The organism is Yersinia alsatica, from assembly GCF_025133195.1.
Taxonomy (GTDB): domain Bacteria; phylum Pseudomonadota; class Gammaproteobacteria; order Enterobacterales; family Enterobacteriaceae; genus Yersinia; species Yersinia alsatica.
The window spans coordinates 797,654-814,635 of the sequence record NZ_CP104006.1; the positions used below are offsets into that span (position 1 = coordinate 797,654).

Genomic DNA, 16,982 nt, shown 5'->3' on the forward strand with positions numbered 1-16,982 from the left:
CCGCGGGGCGCTGGTTATCGGATTTTAATAGGTCGGCAGCAGGTTTAAGCTGGACAGAATATGGGCGATGGCATTAATCGCCCCAAACAGTAAAATCAATACAATCAATGGGGTGCCGCCCCAAACGCGATACAGTGGGCTACCAAAGCGCTTACGGGAAGCTCGGGCCAACAGTGCTGGTACAATGGCGGCCCACACCGTGGCAGCCAGCCCGGCATAGCCGATGGCGTAAATAAAACCATCTGGATATATCAGCCCACCCAATATCGGCGGCAAGAATGTAATGACGGCTGTTTTCCCACGGCCTAAGCGGCTGTCGTCAAATTTAAATAAATCAGCAAGATAATCAAATAATCCCAATGTCACGCCCAGGAATGAACTGGCGACGGCGAAGTTTGAGAACACCGTCAGCAGCAGATCCATCGACGAGCTTTGTAAGATCCCGCCCAAGGCACTCACCAGCACATCAATATTCCCGCCCTGACTGGCTATTTCGCGAAATTGTGGTCGCGGAATATTCCCCATCGTGCCGACCAACCAGATGATATAGAGCGTCAGGGCGAGCAGAGTACCAATCAGTAGACAGTTGCGGATACGGCGGGGATTCTTGCCGTAATACTTCATCAGGCTAGGGACGTTACCGTGATAACCAAATGAGGCCAGACAAAATGGCAGAGTCATCAGCAGGTACGGCAGGTAGCTGGGATTGGCTTCGCTCAGATTGAACAACTTCACCGGCTCGACGTGCCCCAACAGCCCACCAAAGGTCATAAAGAAGGTGAGGATTTTGGCGCCCAGCACGATGGTGGTCATTCGGCTTACTGCGGTGGTACTGAGCCAAACAATAAAAGCGACGAATAATGCAAAGAACAGACCGCCGAGCCGAGCCGGGAAGTCTATCCCCATTCCGCGCAGGGTATGTTGAATCACCGAGCCGCTGGCAGAGATATAGGCGTAAGTCAGAATATAGAGCACAAAGGCGACAGTCAGGCCATTGACGATATTCCAGCCGTTACCCAGTAAATCTTTGGTGATGGTGTCGAAACTGGCCCCGGTGTGATAGTTGAGGTTGGCTTCGAGGATCATTAATCCTGAATGAAGCATACAAAACCAGGTAAAAACCAGAACAGCAATAGACCAATAAAACCAGATCCCTGACATGACAACGGGTAATGAAAACATCCCTGCGCCGACGATAGTGCCGGCAATAATCATTGCACCACCGAGCAGAGAAGGATTTTTAATTTTTGCGGCTGTGACCTGATCTTCTAGTGTAGTTTGGGCCATAGTAGGGTGTCCTCGTGTGGTTTTACCACTTATAGAGGTAGCGATTTGGTAGCGGTATTCCCCCTGCCGGTGCGGCAGGGGGCGTGCTCTTGGAGTCGCGGTTGCCGTTTATTCGATTGGTTTTAATCGGGCAACAAAGTGGCGCAGAACCGGAGGTTCGTAGGTGAAGGTGAGGCCTTTGATTTCCTCGGCCCGTGATTTAAGTGAAATCAGGGCATCGGCGATATAGTCCATGTGGTCATTGGTGTAGACCCGGCGCGGGATGGTCAGGCGCAGCAGTTCCAATGGTGATGGTTTTTGTTTGCCGGTTTCTGGATCTCGACCTAATAGCAATGAACCGATTTCAACACTGCGGATACCTGCTTCCAGATATAGCGCATTGTTAAGCGCTTGTGCCGGGAATTGCTCAGCTGGAATATGCGGCAGCAAAAGTTTGGCATCAACAAACACCGCGTGGCCGCCGGTAGGGTATTGAATAGGAATGCCCCCTGCACGCAGACGTTCACCCAGATACTCTACTTGGCCGATACGATAAGTCAGGAAGTCTTCATTCATCCCTTCTTCCAGCCCGATTGCCAGCGCTTCCATATCGCGACCAGCCAGACCACCATAAGTTACAAAACCTTCCATGGGGACACAACGGATGCGAACGTCGTTAAACAGGTCTTCATCGGTACGGAAACAACACAAACCGCCAATGTTAACCATCGGGTCTTTTTTGGCTGACATGGTCAGCATGTCGCCATACTGGTACATCTCCAGAATGATCTCTTTGATCGACTTATCGCCATAACCCGCTTCACGTTGCTTAATAAACCAGGCGTTTTCGCAGAAGCGGGCTGAGTCAATGACCACCGGAATATTATGCTGCTGAGCGATACGATACACTTCGCGCATATTACTCATTGAAATCGGCTGACCGCCGGAGCTATTACAGGTGACGGTGGTAATAATAGACACCACGTTTTCGGCACCATGCTCAGCAATGGTGGCCTTCAGCTGATCTAAGTCGAAATCCCCTTTCCAGTCATAATAAGAGACGGTATCAAAGGCTTTTGGCGTGACTACGTTAATGGCTTTTGCGCCATTCATCTCGACGTGGGCGGCAGTGGTATCAAAGTGGAAGTTGGAAATAAATACCGGCTTCTTACCACCACCTGCTTTTTGTTTTTTCGCAATCAGGCAAGGGAACAGGATCTGCTCAGCACCACGGCCTTGGTGGGTCGGGATAGTAAATGGGTAGCCAATCAGTTTTTTGACTTGGTCGCACAGGTGATAATAGTTACGCGAACCGGCGTAAGCCTCATCGCCCATCATTAATCCGGCCCACTGACGGTCACTCATGGCACCGGTACCTGAGTCAGTCAGTAAATCAATATAGACATCTTCGCTAGGCAGTAAGAATGGGTTATAACCTGCCTCAATTAATGCTTTCTCGCGATCCTCCCGGCTGGTCATCCGAATATTTTCTACCATTTTAATACGGAAGGGTTCAGGAATGCGTTTCATGGCTTATTACTCCAAATATTATTTTTTGGGTATAGTTATGCCGTGGATAATAAGAACCGTTAAAATAAGAAATAACAGTTCGTATTGCCCATGATGGCAATAAAAATAAAACAGATGAGTGTTTCAGCCGAAGCTGAATAAGCAGCAGGAAACTAGCGAGGGAAATCGTTGGCGAGGCGGTAATCTATATTAAACCAGGCTCGGCTATCGCCGGAGATGCGTGCTTCATAACGCAAGGCAATGCGTGTCATAAGGCGCCCTCTAGGTGTGGATGGTGAGTTGACAGCATAGCGTTGTTTAAGAAATAAAAAGTGACCGTCTGCACAAATTACAATCAATATTAACTATATTAGAATGATTAATATGTATTTAAACTAATGGCTTACCGCTCTGTTATATAACAGATTGATTGTGCTAGGATTTTGTTTTTTAAGTGATGGAAGAAAGATAATGGGATATATATTTGATTAATATTCTAGGTGGGTTTTAATTGTTGGGTCAGGATGAGCTCTGACACCAACAATATACTCACATAATGGGTTAGCGTAATATCGCCAACCTTAAAAATAATTAACGTAGAAACTCGGGTTGTTGTTTTTCGTAGGCTGAAATATTATTTTCGTGTTGTAACGTCAAGCCAATACTGTCTAAACCGTTAATCATGCAATGGCGACGGAAGCTATCGATTTCGAAAGAATAACTTTTGCCACCGGCATTAACGGTTTGTTTTTCCAAATCGACAATAAACTCGATGCCTTCATTCTCTTTAACCAACTGGAATAAAGTATCAATATCCGCTTCGTTTAATGTTACCGGTAATAACTGGTTATTAAACGAGTTGCCATAAAAAATATCGGCAAAGCTTGGCGCAATAACCACTTTAAAACCAAAATCGGTCAAAGCCCAAGGCGCATGCTCACGGGATGAACCACAGCCGAAGTTCTCGCGTGCTAACAAAATGGTCGCGCCCTGATAGCGAGGTTGATTCAGCACAAATTCAGGGTTTGGCACTTTGCCGGCATCGTCGAGAAAGCGCCAGTCATTAAACAGGTGCTGACCAAAGCCAGTGCGGGTGACTTTCTGCAAAAACTGTTTTGGGATAATCGCGTCAGTATCGACATTCGCCGCATCCAACGGAGCGACCAAACCAACGTGTTGAATAAATTTTGCCATGGTGGTGTCTCCGGTTAGTGGGTGGCGGCAGATAAATCGCGAACATCAGCAAAATGACCACTGACAGCAGCAGCGGCAGCCATTGCCGGGCTAACCAAATGGGTACGACCCCCACGGCCTTGACGCCCTTCAAAGTTACGGTTGCTGGTGGAAGCACAACGCTCGCCGGGTTCCAGACGGTCGTTATTCATCGCCAGGCACATAGAGCAACCCGGTAAGCGCCACTCAAAACCGGCTTCGATAAAGATTTTATCCAAACCTTCCGCTTCGGCCTGCGCTTTCACTGGGCCAGAGCCGGGAACCACAATCGCCTGCACGCCGCTGGCAACTTTACGCCCTTGTGCCACCGCCGCCGCCGCACGTAAATCCTCAATGCGCGAGTTGGTGCAAGAACCGATAAACACTTTATCAATTGCCACTTCGGTCAACTTGATACCAGGGCGCAAGTCCATATAAGCCAAGGCTTTTTCTGCTGATGCGCGCTCCACCGGATCACTGAAGGATTCAGGGGCTGGAATAATTTGATTAACCGCGATCACTTGCCCAGGATTGGTACCCCAAGTGACTTGTGGCGCGATATCCGCAGCATTTAAGGTCACCACGGTATCAAATTTGGCATCAGCATCAGTTTTCAAACTACGCCAGTAGGCAACGCCTTGTTCCCATTGCTCGCCAGTCGGGGCAAATTGACGGCCTTTCAGATAGTTAAATGTGGTGTCGTCCGGTGCCACTAAACCTGCTTTAGCACCCATTTCGATAGCCATATTACATAATGTCATGCGGCCTTCCATGCTCAGCGCTTCAATGGCGCTACCACAGAATTCCACTACATGGCCGGTACCGCCAGCGCTGCCGGTTTTACCGATAATGGCTAACACGATATCTTTGGCAGTAATGCCTGGGCCGACATCACCATTCACTTCAATTTTCATGGTCTTGGCCCGACCCTGTTTCAGGGTCTGGGTGGCCAGCACGTGCTCAACTTCTGAGGTGCCGATACCAAATGCCAATGAGCCAAATGCGCCGTGAGTCGCAGTATGGGAGTCGCCACACACGATAGTCATGCCCGGCAAGGTCATACCCTGCTCTGGGCCAATGACGTGTACGATGCCCTGGAATGGATGGTTCAGGTCATATAAGGATACGCCGAACTCAGCACAGTTTTTGATCAACTCTTGCATCTGAATGCGGGCCATTTCGCCGCTGGCATTGATGTCTTTGGTTTGTGTTGAAACGTTGTGGTCCATGGTGGCAAAGGTTTTGCTCGGCTGACGTACCGGACGGCCCATGGCCCGCAAGCCATCAAAGGCCTGTGGTGACGTCACTTCATGCACCAAGTGGCGGTCGATATACAACAATGGGGTTTCATTCGGCGCTTCGTGAACAATATGCGCATCATACAGTTTTTGATATAAAGTCTTGTTTTGATATAAGGTCTTGCCCATCTTAAACCCCCTCAGCCACAAATTTAGCGATGATATCGCCCATTTCGTTGGTGCCGATGGCTTTGCCATCACCCGCTAAATCCGCTGTGCGATAGCCTTGTTCCAATGCCTGATTAATCGCATTTTCAATCGCATCGGCAGCATCGTCTTTACCTAAACTGAAACGCAACAGCAGGGCCAAAGAGAGAATTTGGGCAATGGGGTTGGCAATGTTTTTACCCGCGATATCAGGGGCTGAGCCACCTGCGGGTTCATATAAACCGAAACCTTGCTCATTCAGACTGGCTGACGGCAACATCCCCATGGAGCCGGTGATCATGGCGCACTCATCAGACAAAATATCGCCAAACAAGTTAGAACACAGCAAAACGTCGAATTGGGAAGGGTCTTTAATTAACTGCATGGTGGCGTTGTCGATATACATATGGGACAACGCGACATCAGGATAATCCGCTGCAATGGCGGTAACCACTTCACGCCACAGAATAGAGCTCTGCAACACATTGGCTTTATCAATTGATGTAACCTTACCACGGCGCTTGCGAGCAGATTCAAAGGCAATGCGGGCGATGCGTTCAATTTCAAAGCGATGATAAACTTCGGTATCAAATGCACGTTCGTGCATGCCTTGGCCTTCACGGCCTTTCGGTTGACCGAAATAGATACCGCCAGTTAATTCACGCACACACAGAATATCGAAACCTTTGGCGGCGATATCACTGCGCAATGGGCAAAAATCTTCTAACCCTTGATATAAACGAGCCGGGCGCAAGTTGCTGAATAATTTGAAGTGTTTGCGTAATGGCAGCAAGGCACCACGTTCAGGTTGTTCAGCCGGTGGCAAATGCTCCCATTTGGGGCCGCCCACCGAGCCGAACAAAATGGCGTCAGCTTGCTCACACCCGCTGACGGTTGCTGGCGGTAATGGGCTGCCGTGACGGTCGATAGCCGCGCCACCCACATCATAAGCACTGGTTGAAATCTTGATACCGAAGCGCTGACGAACAGCATCCAATACTTTATTGGCCTGAGTCATTACTTCAGGACCAATACCGTCTCCGGGTAAAACGGCAATATGATAAGTCTTAGTCATGTTCACACCATTTCCTGATTATTTTGTTGCAGACGCTGTTTCTCGATTTCTACCTGATGAGCGCGCCAGATGTTATTTAATACGTTAACCAATGCTTTGGCTGATGACTCGACAATATCAGTTGCCAGACCGACACCATGGAAACGGCGGCCTTTATGGTCAACCACAATATCAACCTGACCCAATGCGTCTTTACCCTGACCATTGGCAGACAGTTGATATTTCACCAGTTCAATTGGGTAGTCGGTAATGCGGTTGATTGCTTGATACACCGCATCAACCGGGCCATTACCTGTGGCCGCTTCTGATTTAATTTCTTCACCACACACCAATTTGACTGATGCGGTTGCCATGACACTGGAACCAGATTGGACACTGAAGTAGTCCAAACGGTAATGCTCCGGCTCTTCCTGCTGCTTATTAATGAAAGCCAATGCTTCCAAGTCATAGTCGAAGACTTGGCCTTTCTTATCCGCCAGCTTCAAGAATGCGTCGTACAGGGAATCCAGATTGTAATCTTTATCTTGATAACCCATTTCTTCCATGCGGTGTTTGACTGCCGCGCGGCCAGAGCGTGAAGTCAGGTTCAACTGCACCCCTTTCAGGCCGATAGATTCAGGGGTCATGATTTCGTAGTTTTCGCGATTTTTCAGTACGCCATCCTGATGAATACCGGATGAGTGGGCGAAAGCATTGCTACCAACAATGGCTTTGTTAGCCGGTATTGGCATATTGCATAATTTACTGACCAATTGGCTGGTGCGGTAAATCTCCTGATGATTAATGTTGGTATGTACGCCCAACATGTTTTCGCGCACTTTGATTGCCATGATCACTTCTTCCAGTGAGCAGTTACCGGCGCGCTCGCCTAAGCCATTAATCGTCCCTTCGACCTGACGAGCCCCGGCTTGTACGGCAGTAATGGAGTTGGCGACCGACATGCCCAAGTCGTCATGGCAATGGACTGAGATAATGGCTTTATCAATGTTTGGCACTCTCTCATACAAGTCAGTGATGATTCCACCGAACTGATATGGCGTGGTGTAGCCGACGGTATCAGGGATGTTGATGGTTGTGGCACCGGCATTGATCGCCGCTTCTACGATGCGGCACAAGTTATCAATCGGTGTGCGCCCGGCATCTTCACAAGAAAATTCTACGTCATCGGTATAGTTACGCGCGCGTTTCACTGAATGCACGGCCATTGCCAACACATCCTCAAACGAGCGCTTTAATTTGGATTCGATATGTAAGGTGGAGGTTGCCAAGAACACGTGAATACGGAATGCTTCGGCAATGCGCAAAGCTTCAGCAGCCACATCAATATCTTTGTCGACGCAGCGCGCCAAAGCACAAACACGGCTATTTTTAACTTGCTGAGCAATAGTGCGCACTGACTCAAAATCGCCAGGAGAGGAAACCGGGAAACCGACTTCCATTATATCGACACCCATTCTTTCCAGTGCCAGCGCGATTTGCAGCTTCTCTTTTACACTCAGGCTGGCTTGCAATGCTTGTTCACCGTCACGCAATGTTGTGTCGAAAATAATGACTTGCTGGCTCATTGGATATTCCTTGTCGTGTTTACATTTGCGCTTTGCGGGTAAAAAAAAACCCGCGCATTTGCGCGGGCTTGTTAATCTTGATGGCTGAATCAGTTCTGATTTCCGTCCACCAACATACCGCGCAAGAGAGATGCGTTAAGTAGTAGGCTTAGTAGACGGGTTGAATAGAACATAATTTTTCAGTTTCTCATCAGTTAAATTATTGCGTTGCCTAAATTGATACGTGAATTCTATGGGTATGTCAACATTTGTTTAAAATGGCGTGTTCAACTGGTTACGCAGATACTTGATTCCTTATAACGGCACAAAAAACTTAAAAATTAATTTTTTAGGTTTTTTAGTCTAAAAAATCAAGCGGTGGATTTTGCTTTGTTTGGCATAATGCTCGGAATATGGATTATTGTGCTTTTCCCCGATTTTATAAACCAGTAAACTGTTTACTTCCTGTCGATGACTCTGTTAGAAGGCCTACCTCTGCTTTATAGAAGAGCGAGCAATAATAGCTTTTATAGATTAATAGTTAGACAGATGAACAACAGGATATTTATTTTAATTTATATATACAATATATTTATATATTAATTATTTTTCCTTAGCAGCTAATCTCATTATTTATTTTTATACTTTACAGTTTTAGCTGTGAATTATAATTAAATAAACTGAGATATTTGATTTTATTTATGTTCTTTTAAATGTAATTAAGGGTTGATAAGTTTTAAATGAAGAATTTATTATTCATTAATGTCATAGTTGTTAATCTTCTCATCTTGTGATGTGATCATATCGTGAGTTCTATTATTGATGCTTATGATGTATCGTCTTGGCATTGATAATGTAGATTGGTTATATTCATCATGCAAAAGTATTTTGCATATGTTTCTTGTTTATATTTTTATCTATGGATATTTACTGAATCACCAAATGCATTAAGTGTGGTTTATATTTCACACTTATACAAGGATGAGACTCGATTTTACCTCGCCGAGGTACTAAAGAGAATATTGGCATCATTAATAATAAGTATTCAAAGATATTTTGAAGTCACGATAAGTATCTGTGAGGTTTTTTATTAATCACGCCATCTGCATAAAGCTTAGTGGAGTTAAGCATGTTTGAACACAACTTAGTAACCGACAATCAAGTCACAAAAAAGGAAGGCAATGATGTTCATTTACGCAGTGTCGACCTCAATTTATTAACTGTTTTCGATGCTGTGATGCAAATGCATAATGTGACACGCGCAGCACAGTCACTTGGCATGTCTCAACCTGCCGTCAGTAACGCGGTTGCCCGCCTAAAAGTGATGTTTAATGATGAACTGTTTGTCCGCTATGGCCGAGGTATTCAGCCTACAGCCAGAGCGCGTCAGCTTTTTGGCCCAGTTCGACAAGCTCTGCAATTAGTACAAAATGAGTTACCAGGCGCGGGTTTTGAAGCCAAAAACAGTGCGCGAATATTTAATTTATCTATTTGCAGTCCATTAGACATCAGGTTGACCGCACAAATTATACAGCGTGTTAAACAATTAGCACCTCATGTTCAGCTCATTATCCGATCTTATCTTAATGAGAATATTGAGCATCAATTACGTTATCAAGAAACCGAATTTGTTATAGGTTATACCAAGTTCGAACGCCCAGATTTTCATGATATATCGCTGTCGAATGATGAGTCAGTTCTGGTTGTTGCTAAAGATCACCCACGTATTGATAATGCAATTACTCAAGAGCAACTTCTTGCTGAATTACATGCGGTAGTATCATTAGATAAAGTAGGTTCTTTTAGTGAGTTTTATTATGCATCAGCCATAAATGCTCAAACTATTGCTTACGAAAGTACGGATATGAATAGCATACTAAATATTGTCTCTCAGACTTGCTTTGTCGCAATTGCTCCTCGCTGGCTCGCTCAAACATACAGTGAGACCCTTAATATAAAAATTATCCCATTACCTTGGGAGGAGACATGTCGCCCATGCTATCTCACTTGGCACGAATCTACTGACAGAGATAAGGGACATCAGTGGATGAAAGAGCAACTTAGCCAACTTAGTACTTTGTCTTAATTTTTCTGTAAAGTCCTGCTGCTGAAATCGTATTTTGATCAGTAGCAGGCAAGAACTGACTCCGAATTTAATATTGTATTTACTAATGGGCTTTCATCCCATTCAGCAGAAACAATTATCTGCTTTAACGCCCGCCTCATTGCCCTAACTGCTGTGTTTTTAATCAAAATCGATTTCAGCTCACACTTCTACGCTGAATTTTATTTGCCATAACCTATAGAGTGGGTAGACTGCGCGAAAAAAAGTGAACACATGTAAGCTGAATGCTAATAGGCAAAGGTAGCTGTTCACTCAATAAATCATCTATACCCGATAGATTTCAAGATGCAGGGAAGGGCTGAGTCACTGAGTACACTGCCAATCACCTGGGGCTTGGAAGATGAACGGTATATAGCGAGCGGCGATTTTATGATCCACACTTTAGAACAACACCACCTTGTGCGCCGTTTGCGCCAACAAATAGAGCAGAGAACCGACAATATTGCTTTCCGTGAATGGTCACCAGAAGGCGAGAAGCAGCTGAGTTGGCGGCAAATTGACACACATATCACGCGGATTTCAGCAGCGTTGCTGTCTTTGGGCGTGGCAATCCAAGAACGTATTGGGATTTTTGCTAATAACAGTATGGCTTGGTCATTGGCTGACTTAGCCATTTTACAATTGCGTGGCGTGAGCGTGCCGTTGTATGCCACCAATACCGCAACTCAGGCCGCTTACGTGGTTAATGATGCCGATGTCCGTATTTTATTTGTCGGTGGGCAAACTCAATTCGATGTTGCCATCACACTAAAGCCGCTGTGCCCGCAACTGACGCAGATTATTGTCTTAGATCCCACAGTAGATCTTCGTGGCTGTGAATATGCTCAGCATTTGGCTGATTTCGAGCAACAGCCTGATGCCGTACAGCAGCATCTCTTAACCGCTCGCATTGAAAGCTGCGATTTAAATGATTTATTCACGCTGATTTATACCTCTGGAACCACGGGTGAACCGAAAGGCGTGATGCTGGATTACCGTAATATGGCGGCCCAGCTCTATTTACATGACCAGCGCTTAACCCTGACAGCAGAAGATGTTTCTTTGAGCTTCCTGCCACTCTCTCATGTGTTTGAACGGGCCTGGAGTTTCTATGTGATGCATACCGGCGCGCAAAATGTGTATATCAGCAACACCGATTGGGTGCGCGCAGCGATGCAGGCAGTAAAACCGACAGTCATGTGCGCGGTTCCCCGCTTCTATGAGAAAGTTTTCAGCGCCATCAATGACAAAGTGGCGTTGGCAAAATGGCATCGTCGCTTGTTATTCCGCTGGGCCGTTGACTGTGGCGAGCGCAAGTTCCAAAGCCTACAAAATGGGCAAACTCTGTCGCTGCTTTCCGCGCAGATGTATAAGTTGGCCGACCGTCTGGTATTGAGCAAGTTACGCGGAGTCTTGGGTGGCAAGGTGCGCTTTTTACCGGCTGCTGGCGCACGATTAGATGACAATATCATTCTGTTTTTCCAGGCTATTGGTATCAATATTAAGTACGGCTATGGCATGACCGAAACCTGTGCCACCGTCTCTTGCTGGGAAGAAAAAGACTTCCGCTTTGGTTCTATTGGTAAACCATTACCCGGGATTGAGGTGCGTTTGGGAGCTGAAAACGAAATTCAGGTACGTGGTCCGATTGTCATGCGCGGTTATTTTAATAAGCCGCAAGAGACAGCGGAATCCTTTACCGAAGATGGTTGGCTCAAAACCGGTGACGCGGGCGCATTGGATGTTCAGGGGAATTTGTTCATCACCGAACGACTGAAAGATCTGATGAAAACCTCCGGTGGGAAATACATTGCGCCGCAAATGATTGAAGGCACTCTGGGTCAGGATCGTTTTATTGAGCAGGTCGCTATTATTGCAGATACCCGCAAGTTCGTTTCGGCGCTGATTGTGCCGTGTTTTGAATCACTGGAAGAGTACGCCCGCTCGATAAATTTAAAATATCACGACAGATTAGAGCTATTGCGCCATAGCCATATTGTCGGTTTGTTCGAGCAGCGGCTAAAAGATATGCAAAAAGAGTTGGCGAAATTCGAGCAAGTAAAGCGTTTTACCCTCTTGCCGCAGGCATTCACCATGGAAACGGGTGAACTAACGCCAACCATGAAATTACGCCGTAAAATCATTCTCCAGCGTTATCAGAATGAAATTGACTCTATGTACCGCGACTAATCTATTCACATTTTAACGGCGACGGCGTGTATAGATCTGATGATATACACCGTCGCTGCCTTTCTGAGCAACCCCCCCTTGTTTTTACCTCTTTCTGTGTAGTTCTTGCCGTTTTGCTGTAACCAATGTGTAAAAATTCTCAGCCTGATTTAGTTCTATAATTAGTGACTGTCGCGGAGTGAAGGACAAGGCTATGCCATTCCAGGCAGTGTTTTGTTTTTGTGATGCGGGTAAATTCAGTGGGTGTGGTGCAAGATTGCCTTTAGTGCAGAGAATTGCTGTTTGCCTGCCAGAAATTCTGACGTTATGTTAATAAGTTAGTTACGTTAATAAACATTCGAACTATAACAAACAAAGCATAGGAATATGGGGCGTTGTGCCTCTCCTACAGGATCGCGTGGAAATGACTTCCCGAGATCCAATGAGCAAACTAAGTCTGGAGGCAAAACCCATGGAGATGTTGTCAGGAGCCGAGATGGTTGTCCGATCGTTAATCGATCAGGGCGTTAAGCATGTATTCGGTTATCCCGGCGGTGCCGTACTTGATATCTACGATGCCCTGCACACGGTCGGAGGCATCGATCACGTGCTGGTGCGCCACGAACAAGGTGCGGTTCACATGGCCGATGGTTATGCGCGAGCTACTGGTGAAGTTGGCGTGGTGCTGGTGACATCTGGCCCCGGTGCAACCAATGCGATTACCGGTATTGCGACGGCCTATATGGATTCAGTGCCGATGGTGGTGCTTTCTGGCCAGGTGCCGAGCTCACTGATTGGTTACGATGCTTTCCAGGAGTGTGACATGGTGGGGATCTCCCGCCCGGTCGTCAAACACAGTTTTCTGGTCAAACGTACCGAAGATATTCCAACCGTATTGAAAAAAGCTTTCTATCTGGCCTCTACGGGGCGTCCGGGCCCGGTGGTTATCGACCTGCCAAAAGATATTGTTGGCCCTGCAGTAAAAATGCCTTATGCCTATCCTGAGCAGGTTAGCTTGCGCTCTTATAATCCGACGGTGCAAGGCCATCGCGGGCAGATCAAACGCGCATTGCAAACCATTCTGGCCGCCAAAAGGCCCATTATGTATGTCGGTGGTGGGGCGATTAACTCGGCCTGTCATGAAGAGTTACTGATACTGGCTGAGAAGCTGAATTTACCCGTTACCAGTTCTCTGATGGGATTGGGTGCTTTCCCTGGAACACATCGCCAAAGTGTGGGCATGTTGGGCATGCATGGGACGTTTGAAGCCAATATGGCCATGCATAATACGGATCTTATTTTCGCTGTTGGAGTGCGTTTCGATGATCGCACCACCAATAATCTGGCGAAATATTGCCCAGATGCGACCGTGTTGCACATTGATATCGACCCAACGTCAATCTCCAAAACCGTCACTGCGGATATCCCGATTGTTGGCGATGCCAAACAAGTATTGACGCAGATGCTGGATCTGCTGTCGCAAATTGATTGCGTACAAGATTTTGATAGCTTGCGCGACTGGTGGCAATCCATTGAACTGTGGCGCGCCCGTGATTGCCTGAGCTATGGCAAAGACAGTGGCAAAATCAAACCACAAGCGGTGATTGAAACACTGCACCGCCTGACCAAAGGTGATGCCTACGTCACCTCGGATGTTGGCCAACACCAAATGTTCGCGGCACTCTATTATCCATTTGATAAACCGCGCCGTTGGATCAATTCAGGCGGCCTTGGCACTATGGGCTTTGGTTTACCGGCTGCTTTGGGCGTGAAATTGGCTCTCCCAGATGAAACTGTGGTTTGTGTCACTGGGGATGGCAGCATCCAGATGAATATCCAGGAATTATCTACCGCTCTGCAATATAACCTGCCGGTATTGGTTCTGAACCTGAATAACCGTTATCTCGGTATGGTGAAGCAGTGGCAGGATATGATCTATTCTGGCCGACATTCACAGTCTTACATGGATTCTCTACCTGATTTCGTCAAATTGGCAGAAGCCTATGGTCATATTGGTGTTTCGATTCGCACGCCGGATGAGCTGGAAAGCAAACTCGCCGAGGCACTGACGCAATTATCCGAGACTAATCGTCTGGTATTTGTAGATGTGACTGTCGATGAAACCGAGCATGTTTACCCGATGCAGATTCGCGGTGGTGGCATGGACGAAATGTGGCTTAGTAAAACGGAGAGGACATAATTATGCGCCGCCGGATTTTATCAGTTCTGCTGGAAAACGAATCAGGTGCCTTATCAAGAGTGGTGGGCCTGTTTTCTCAGCGCGGTTATAACATTGAAAGTTTGACGGTTGCCCCGACCGACGATCCAACGCTGTCTCGCATGACTATTCAAACCGTGGGTGACGCCAAAGTTCTGGAACAGATTGAAAAACAGCTGCATAAGCTGGTGGATGTCTTACGTGTCAGCGAGTTGGTTTCCGGCTCACATGTTGAGCGCGAAATCATGCTGGTGAAATTGCAAGCCAGTGGTTACGGGCGTGAAGAAGTGAAGCGCTGCGCCGAGATCTTCCGTGGGCAGATTGTCGATGTTACCGCCACGCTTTATACCGTCCAACTTGCCGGTACCAGTGACAAACTGGATGCATTCTTAAATGCCGTGCGGGAAGTCGCCGAAATTGTCGAGGTTGCGCGCTCCGGTATTGTCGGTGTCTCTCGTGGTGACAAAATCATGCGTTAATCGCGGTGATTAATACTGACTAATCTCCAATTATTAGGCTCAGCAGGCATGCTGAGCTTTTTTTTTCTTATTTTTTAACCTGTATAGCGTTATATGGCGGTTAAAGCGGTTGCTCAATAGTGAGTTCTGCTGTTAGATCATATCCATGGTTAAACTATGTCTATACCGACATTTTTCAAGTTGCTGATGGGTTGGTTGCTCGCGGTCACCTGAATGGCTTACTTAGGTAAGTTCATCGGGTTTTTCTCGTTTGCCGCCAGTTTGTGCCATGAAGTTTATTCGGTATGTCAGTTGCTCTAGCCTACAACATCATTTTTTCAGGTTTATAAGGGGATAATGTGAAACTGGATGAAATCGCGCGTCTTGCGGGCGTTTCGCGCACCACGGCCAGTTATGTCATTAATGGCAAAGCGAAACAGTACCGGGTCAGCGATAAAACAGTCGACAAAGTTATGGCGGTTGTCAGGGAACATAACTATCACCCAAATGCTGTTGCGGCAGGACTGCGCGCGGGTAGAACCCGCTCGATCGGTTTGGTGATCCCCGATCTGGAAAATACCAGCTACACCCGCATTGCTAATTATCTGGAGCGTCAGGCTCGCCAGCGTGGCTACCAGCTGCTGATCGCCTGTTCCGAAGATCAGCCAGATAATGAAATGCGCTGTATTGAGCACTTGTTGCAGCGCCAGGTCGACGCCATTATTGTTTCTACGGCCTTGCCGCCAGAGCACCCTTTCTACCAGCGCTGGGCCAATGATCCGTTACCAATCATTGCCTTGGATCGTGCGCTTGATCGGGAGCATTTCATCAGCGTCGTCGGGGCGGATCAAGAAGATGCCCTGATGTTGGCACAAGAGCTACGTTCTTTCCCTGCGGAGTCCGTATTGTATCTGGGGGCATTGCCCGAACTGTCAGTTAGCTTCTTGCGAGAGATGGGGTTCCGTGAAGCGTGGAAAGATGATCCACGTAAAGTGGATTATCTGTATGCCAATAGCTATGAGCGCGAAGCTGCCGGTGCACTGTTCGCCGAATGGTTGAAGACTCATCCAATGCCGCAGGCATTGTTTACCACTTCATTCCAGCTCTTACAGGGCGTTATGGATGTCACTTTAAAACAGAATGGGCGTCTGCCGAGTAATCTGGCGATTGCCACTTTTGGTGATAACGAACTGTTGGATTTCCTTGAGTGCCCAGTGCTGGCTGTAGCGCAACGTCACCGGGATGTCGCCGAACGTGTGCTGGAGCTGGTATTAGCTAGCCTGGATGAGCCGCATAAGCCGAAACCGGGGCTAACTCGAATTCGGCGTAATCTGTTCCGCCGCGGTAGCTTAAGCCGTAAATAGACAGTAAAACGTGGTTCATAATGAATCAGGGCGCTTAGTGCGCCCTGATTGTTTTGGTCTGGCTAAATTTTCGTTCCCTCATACAAAGATGGCGGGTTTATCAGACATAGCCTGCAACACGGAACAGTCTGCGGCAATATTCCAAAAAGTAACCATAAGCCACGCCCATTGCCATTGAAACCAAGGCATTGCTGGCGACTGCGGTGGTTATTTGTTCTATGTCAGCCCCGACAGACCATAAAATCATGGCATAGACTGGCGACTGAAAAGTGACATAAGCCAGTAAGTCGGCCAGATTCTTCGCCCAAAAATGCTCACCCGCATGGCGCTGGGCAACACGGATGAATGCATCCCGATACACACCGTAAGGCCAGGCAATCAGGATGTTGACTGGAATTGAGACCAGCCGAGAAGAGAGCGACTGCTGGAACGTCATTCCAGAGATCACTATTTCAATTAGCATGCCGATGACAAAACAATACACCACGAGCGCAAAAGTATCGGCTGCGGCACTACGCAGACGGGACCCAGTTGAAAACATTGTCATTAACTCCCTACTTGGGGGAAAAATCTGTTAAACCGCCTACCAGTGAAATTAATAGTAGGGTTTATGTATTG

Annotated in this window: 13 protein-coding genes; 5 read left to right on the top strand and 8 right to left on the bottom strand. The window is 47.1% G+C overall.

Annotated features, from left to right (window positions below; genetic code table 11):
• Positions 1-24: 24 nt before the first annotated feature.
• The 7 genes from mtr to leuA all read right to left on the bottom strand — a co-directional run bounded on the left by mtr (position 25) and on the right by leuA (position 8,072).
• Positions 25-1,287, bottom strand: coding sequence for a tryptophan permease (gene mtr, locus N0H69_RS03510; protein ID WP_050121576.1), 1,263 nt, complete (start codon positions 1,285-1,287; stop codon positions 25-27).
• 108 nt (positions 1,288-1,395) lie between these two features.
• A complete protein-coding gene (gene tnaA / locus N0H69_RS03515; RefSeq protein WP_050106569.1) occupies positions 1,396-2,796 on the bottom strand; it encodes a tryptophanase in 1,401 nt (466 codons plus the stop codon).
• 152 nt (positions 2,797-2,948) lie between these two features.
• On the bottom strand, positions 2,949-3,047 hold the full coding sequence (gene tnaC / locus N0H69_RS03520; RefSeq protein WP_071843463.1) for a tryptophanase leader peptide: 99 nt from the start codon (positions 3,045-3,047) through the stop codon (positions 2,949-2,951).
• 319 nt (positions 3,048-3,366) lie between these two features.
• Positions 3,367-3,969, bottom strand: coding sequence for a 3-isopropylmalate dehydratase small subunit (gene leuD, locus N0H69_RS03525; RefSeq protein ID WP_050150341.1), 603 nt, complete (start codon positions 3,967-3,969; stop codon positions 3,367-3,369).
• Positions 3,970-3,983: 14 nt separating this feature from the next.
• Entirely contained in the window at positions 3,984-5,414 is a 1,431-nt protein-coding gene (leuC, locus tag N0H69_RS03530; RefSeq protein WP_050145582.1) for a 3-isopropylmalate dehydratase large subunit, read from the bottom strand.
• Between the two features lies 1 nt (position 5,415).
• Positions 5,416-6,507 carry a 3-isopropylmalate dehydrogenase gene (gene leuB / locus N0H69_RS03535; RefSeq protein WP_050106566.1) on the bottom strand — a complete coding sequence of 364 codons (1,092 nt, stop codon included), beginning with the start codon at positions 6,505-6,507 and terminating at the stop codon, positions 5,416-5,418.
• Between the two features lie 2 nt (positions 6,508-6,509).
• Positions 6,510-8,072 (bottom strand): 2-isopropylmalate synthase, encoded by a 1,563-nt coding sequence (gene leuA / locus N0H69_RS03540; protein ID WP_050106565.1) that lies wholly within the window; start codon positions 8,070-8,072, stop codon positions 6,510-6,512.
• A gap of 1,108 nt (positions 8,073-9,180) precedes the next feature.
• Here leuA and leuO point away from each other — a divergent pair.
• The 5 genes from leuO (at position 9,181) to cra (ending at position 16,364) form a co-directional block, all read left to right on the top strand.
• Positions 9,181-10,137, top strand: coding sequence for a transcriptional regulator LeuO (leuO, locus tag N0H69_RS03545; RefSeq protein ID WP_050106564.1), 957 nt, complete (start codon positions 9,181-9,183; stop codon positions 10,135-10,137).
• Between the two features lie 408 nt (positions 10,138-10,545).
• The gene (locus N0H69_RS03550; RefSeq protein WP_050150486.1) at positions 10,546-12,345 is read left to right on the top strand and encodes an AMP-dependent synthetase/ligase; all 1,800 of its coding nucleotides are present in this window, start codon (positions 10,546-10,548) and stop codon (positions 12,343-12,345) included.
• 451 nt (positions 12,346-12,796) lie between these two features.
• On the top strand, positions 12,797-14,524 hold the full coding sequence (gene ilvI / locus N0H69_RS03555; protein WP_050106562.1) for an acetolactate synthase 3 large subunit: 1,728 nt from the start codon (positions 12,797-12,799) through the stop codon (positions 14,522-14,524).
• Positions 14,525-14,526: 2 nt separating this feature from the next.
• On the top strand, positions 14,527-15,021 hold the full coding sequence (ilvN, locus tag N0H69_RS03560) for an acetolactate synthase small subunit (protein WP_004388986.1): 495 nt from the start codon (positions 14,527-14,529) through the stop codon (positions 15,019-15,021).
• Positions 15,022-15,359: 338 nt separating this feature from the next.
• Positions 15,360-16,364 (top strand): catabolite repressor/activator, encoded by a 1,005-nt coding sequence (gene cra, locus N0H69_RS03565; protein WP_050106561.1) that lies wholly within the window; start codon positions 15,360-15,362, stop codon positions 16,362-16,364.
• A 100-nt stretch (positions 16,365-16,464) separates the two neighbouring features.
• On the opposite strand, the gene N0H69_RS03570 is transcribed toward cra, so the two are convergent.
• The gene (locus tag N0H69_RS03570) at positions 16,465-16,905 is read right to left on the bottom strand and encodes an L-alanine exporter AlaE (protein WP_050106560.1); all 441 of its coding nucleotides are present in this window, start codon (positions 16,903-16,905) and stop codon (positions 16,465-16,467) included.
• Positions 16,906-16,982: the final 77 nt, after the last annotated feature.

What these genes read in the sequence shown, in the direction of transcription:
- tnaA (WP_050106569.1), bottom strand. Translation starts at nt 2,796, where the DNA reads ATGAAACGCATTCCTGAACCCTTCCGTATTAAAATGGTAGAAAATATT.
- tnaC (WP_071843463.1), bottom strand. Translation starts at nt 3,047, where the DNA reads ATGACACGCATTGCCTTGCGTTATGAAGCACGCATCTCCGGCGATAGC.
- N0H69_RS03550 (WP_050150486.1), top strand. Translation starts at nt 10,546, where the DNA reads ATGATCCACACTTTAGAACAACACCACCTTGTGCGCCGTTTGCGCCAA.
- mtr (WP_050121576.1), bottom strand. Translation starts at nt 1,287, where the DNA reads ATGGCCCAAACTACACTAGAAGATCAGGTCACAGCCGCAAAAATTAAA.
- ilvN (WP_004388986.1), top strand. Translation starts at nt 14,527, where the DNA reads ATGCGCCGCCGGATTTTATCAGTTCTGCTGGAAAACGAATCAGGTGCC.
- leuA (WP_050106565.1), bottom strand. Translation starts at nt 8,072, where the DNA reads ATGAGCCAGCAAGTCATTATTTTCGACACAACATTGCGTGACGGTGAA.
- leuD (WP_050150341.1), bottom strand. Translation starts at nt 3,969, where the DNA reads ATGGCAAAATTTATTCAACACGTTGGTTTGGTCGCTCCGTTGGATGCG.
- leuC (WP_050145582.1), bottom strand. Translation starts at nt 5,414, where the DNA reads ATGGGCAAGACCTTATATCAAAACAAGACTTTATATCAAAAACTGTAT.
- leuB (WP_050106566.1), bottom strand. Translation starts at nt 6,507, where the DNA reads ATGACTAAGACTTATCATATTGCCGTTTTACCCGGAGACGGTATTGGT.
- leuO (WP_050106564.1), top strand. Translation starts at nt 9,181, where the DNA reads ATGTTTGAACACAACTTAGTAACCGACAATCAAGTCACAAAAAAGGAA.
- N0H69_RS03570 (WP_050106560.1), bottom strand. Translation starts at nt 16,905, where the DNA reads ATGTTTTCAACTGGGTCCCGTCTGCGTAGTGCCGCAGCCGATACTTTT.
- ilvI (WP_050106562.1), top strand. Translation starts at nt 12,797, where the DNA reads ATGGAGATGTTGTCAGGAGCCGAGATGGTTGTCCGATCGTTAATCGAT.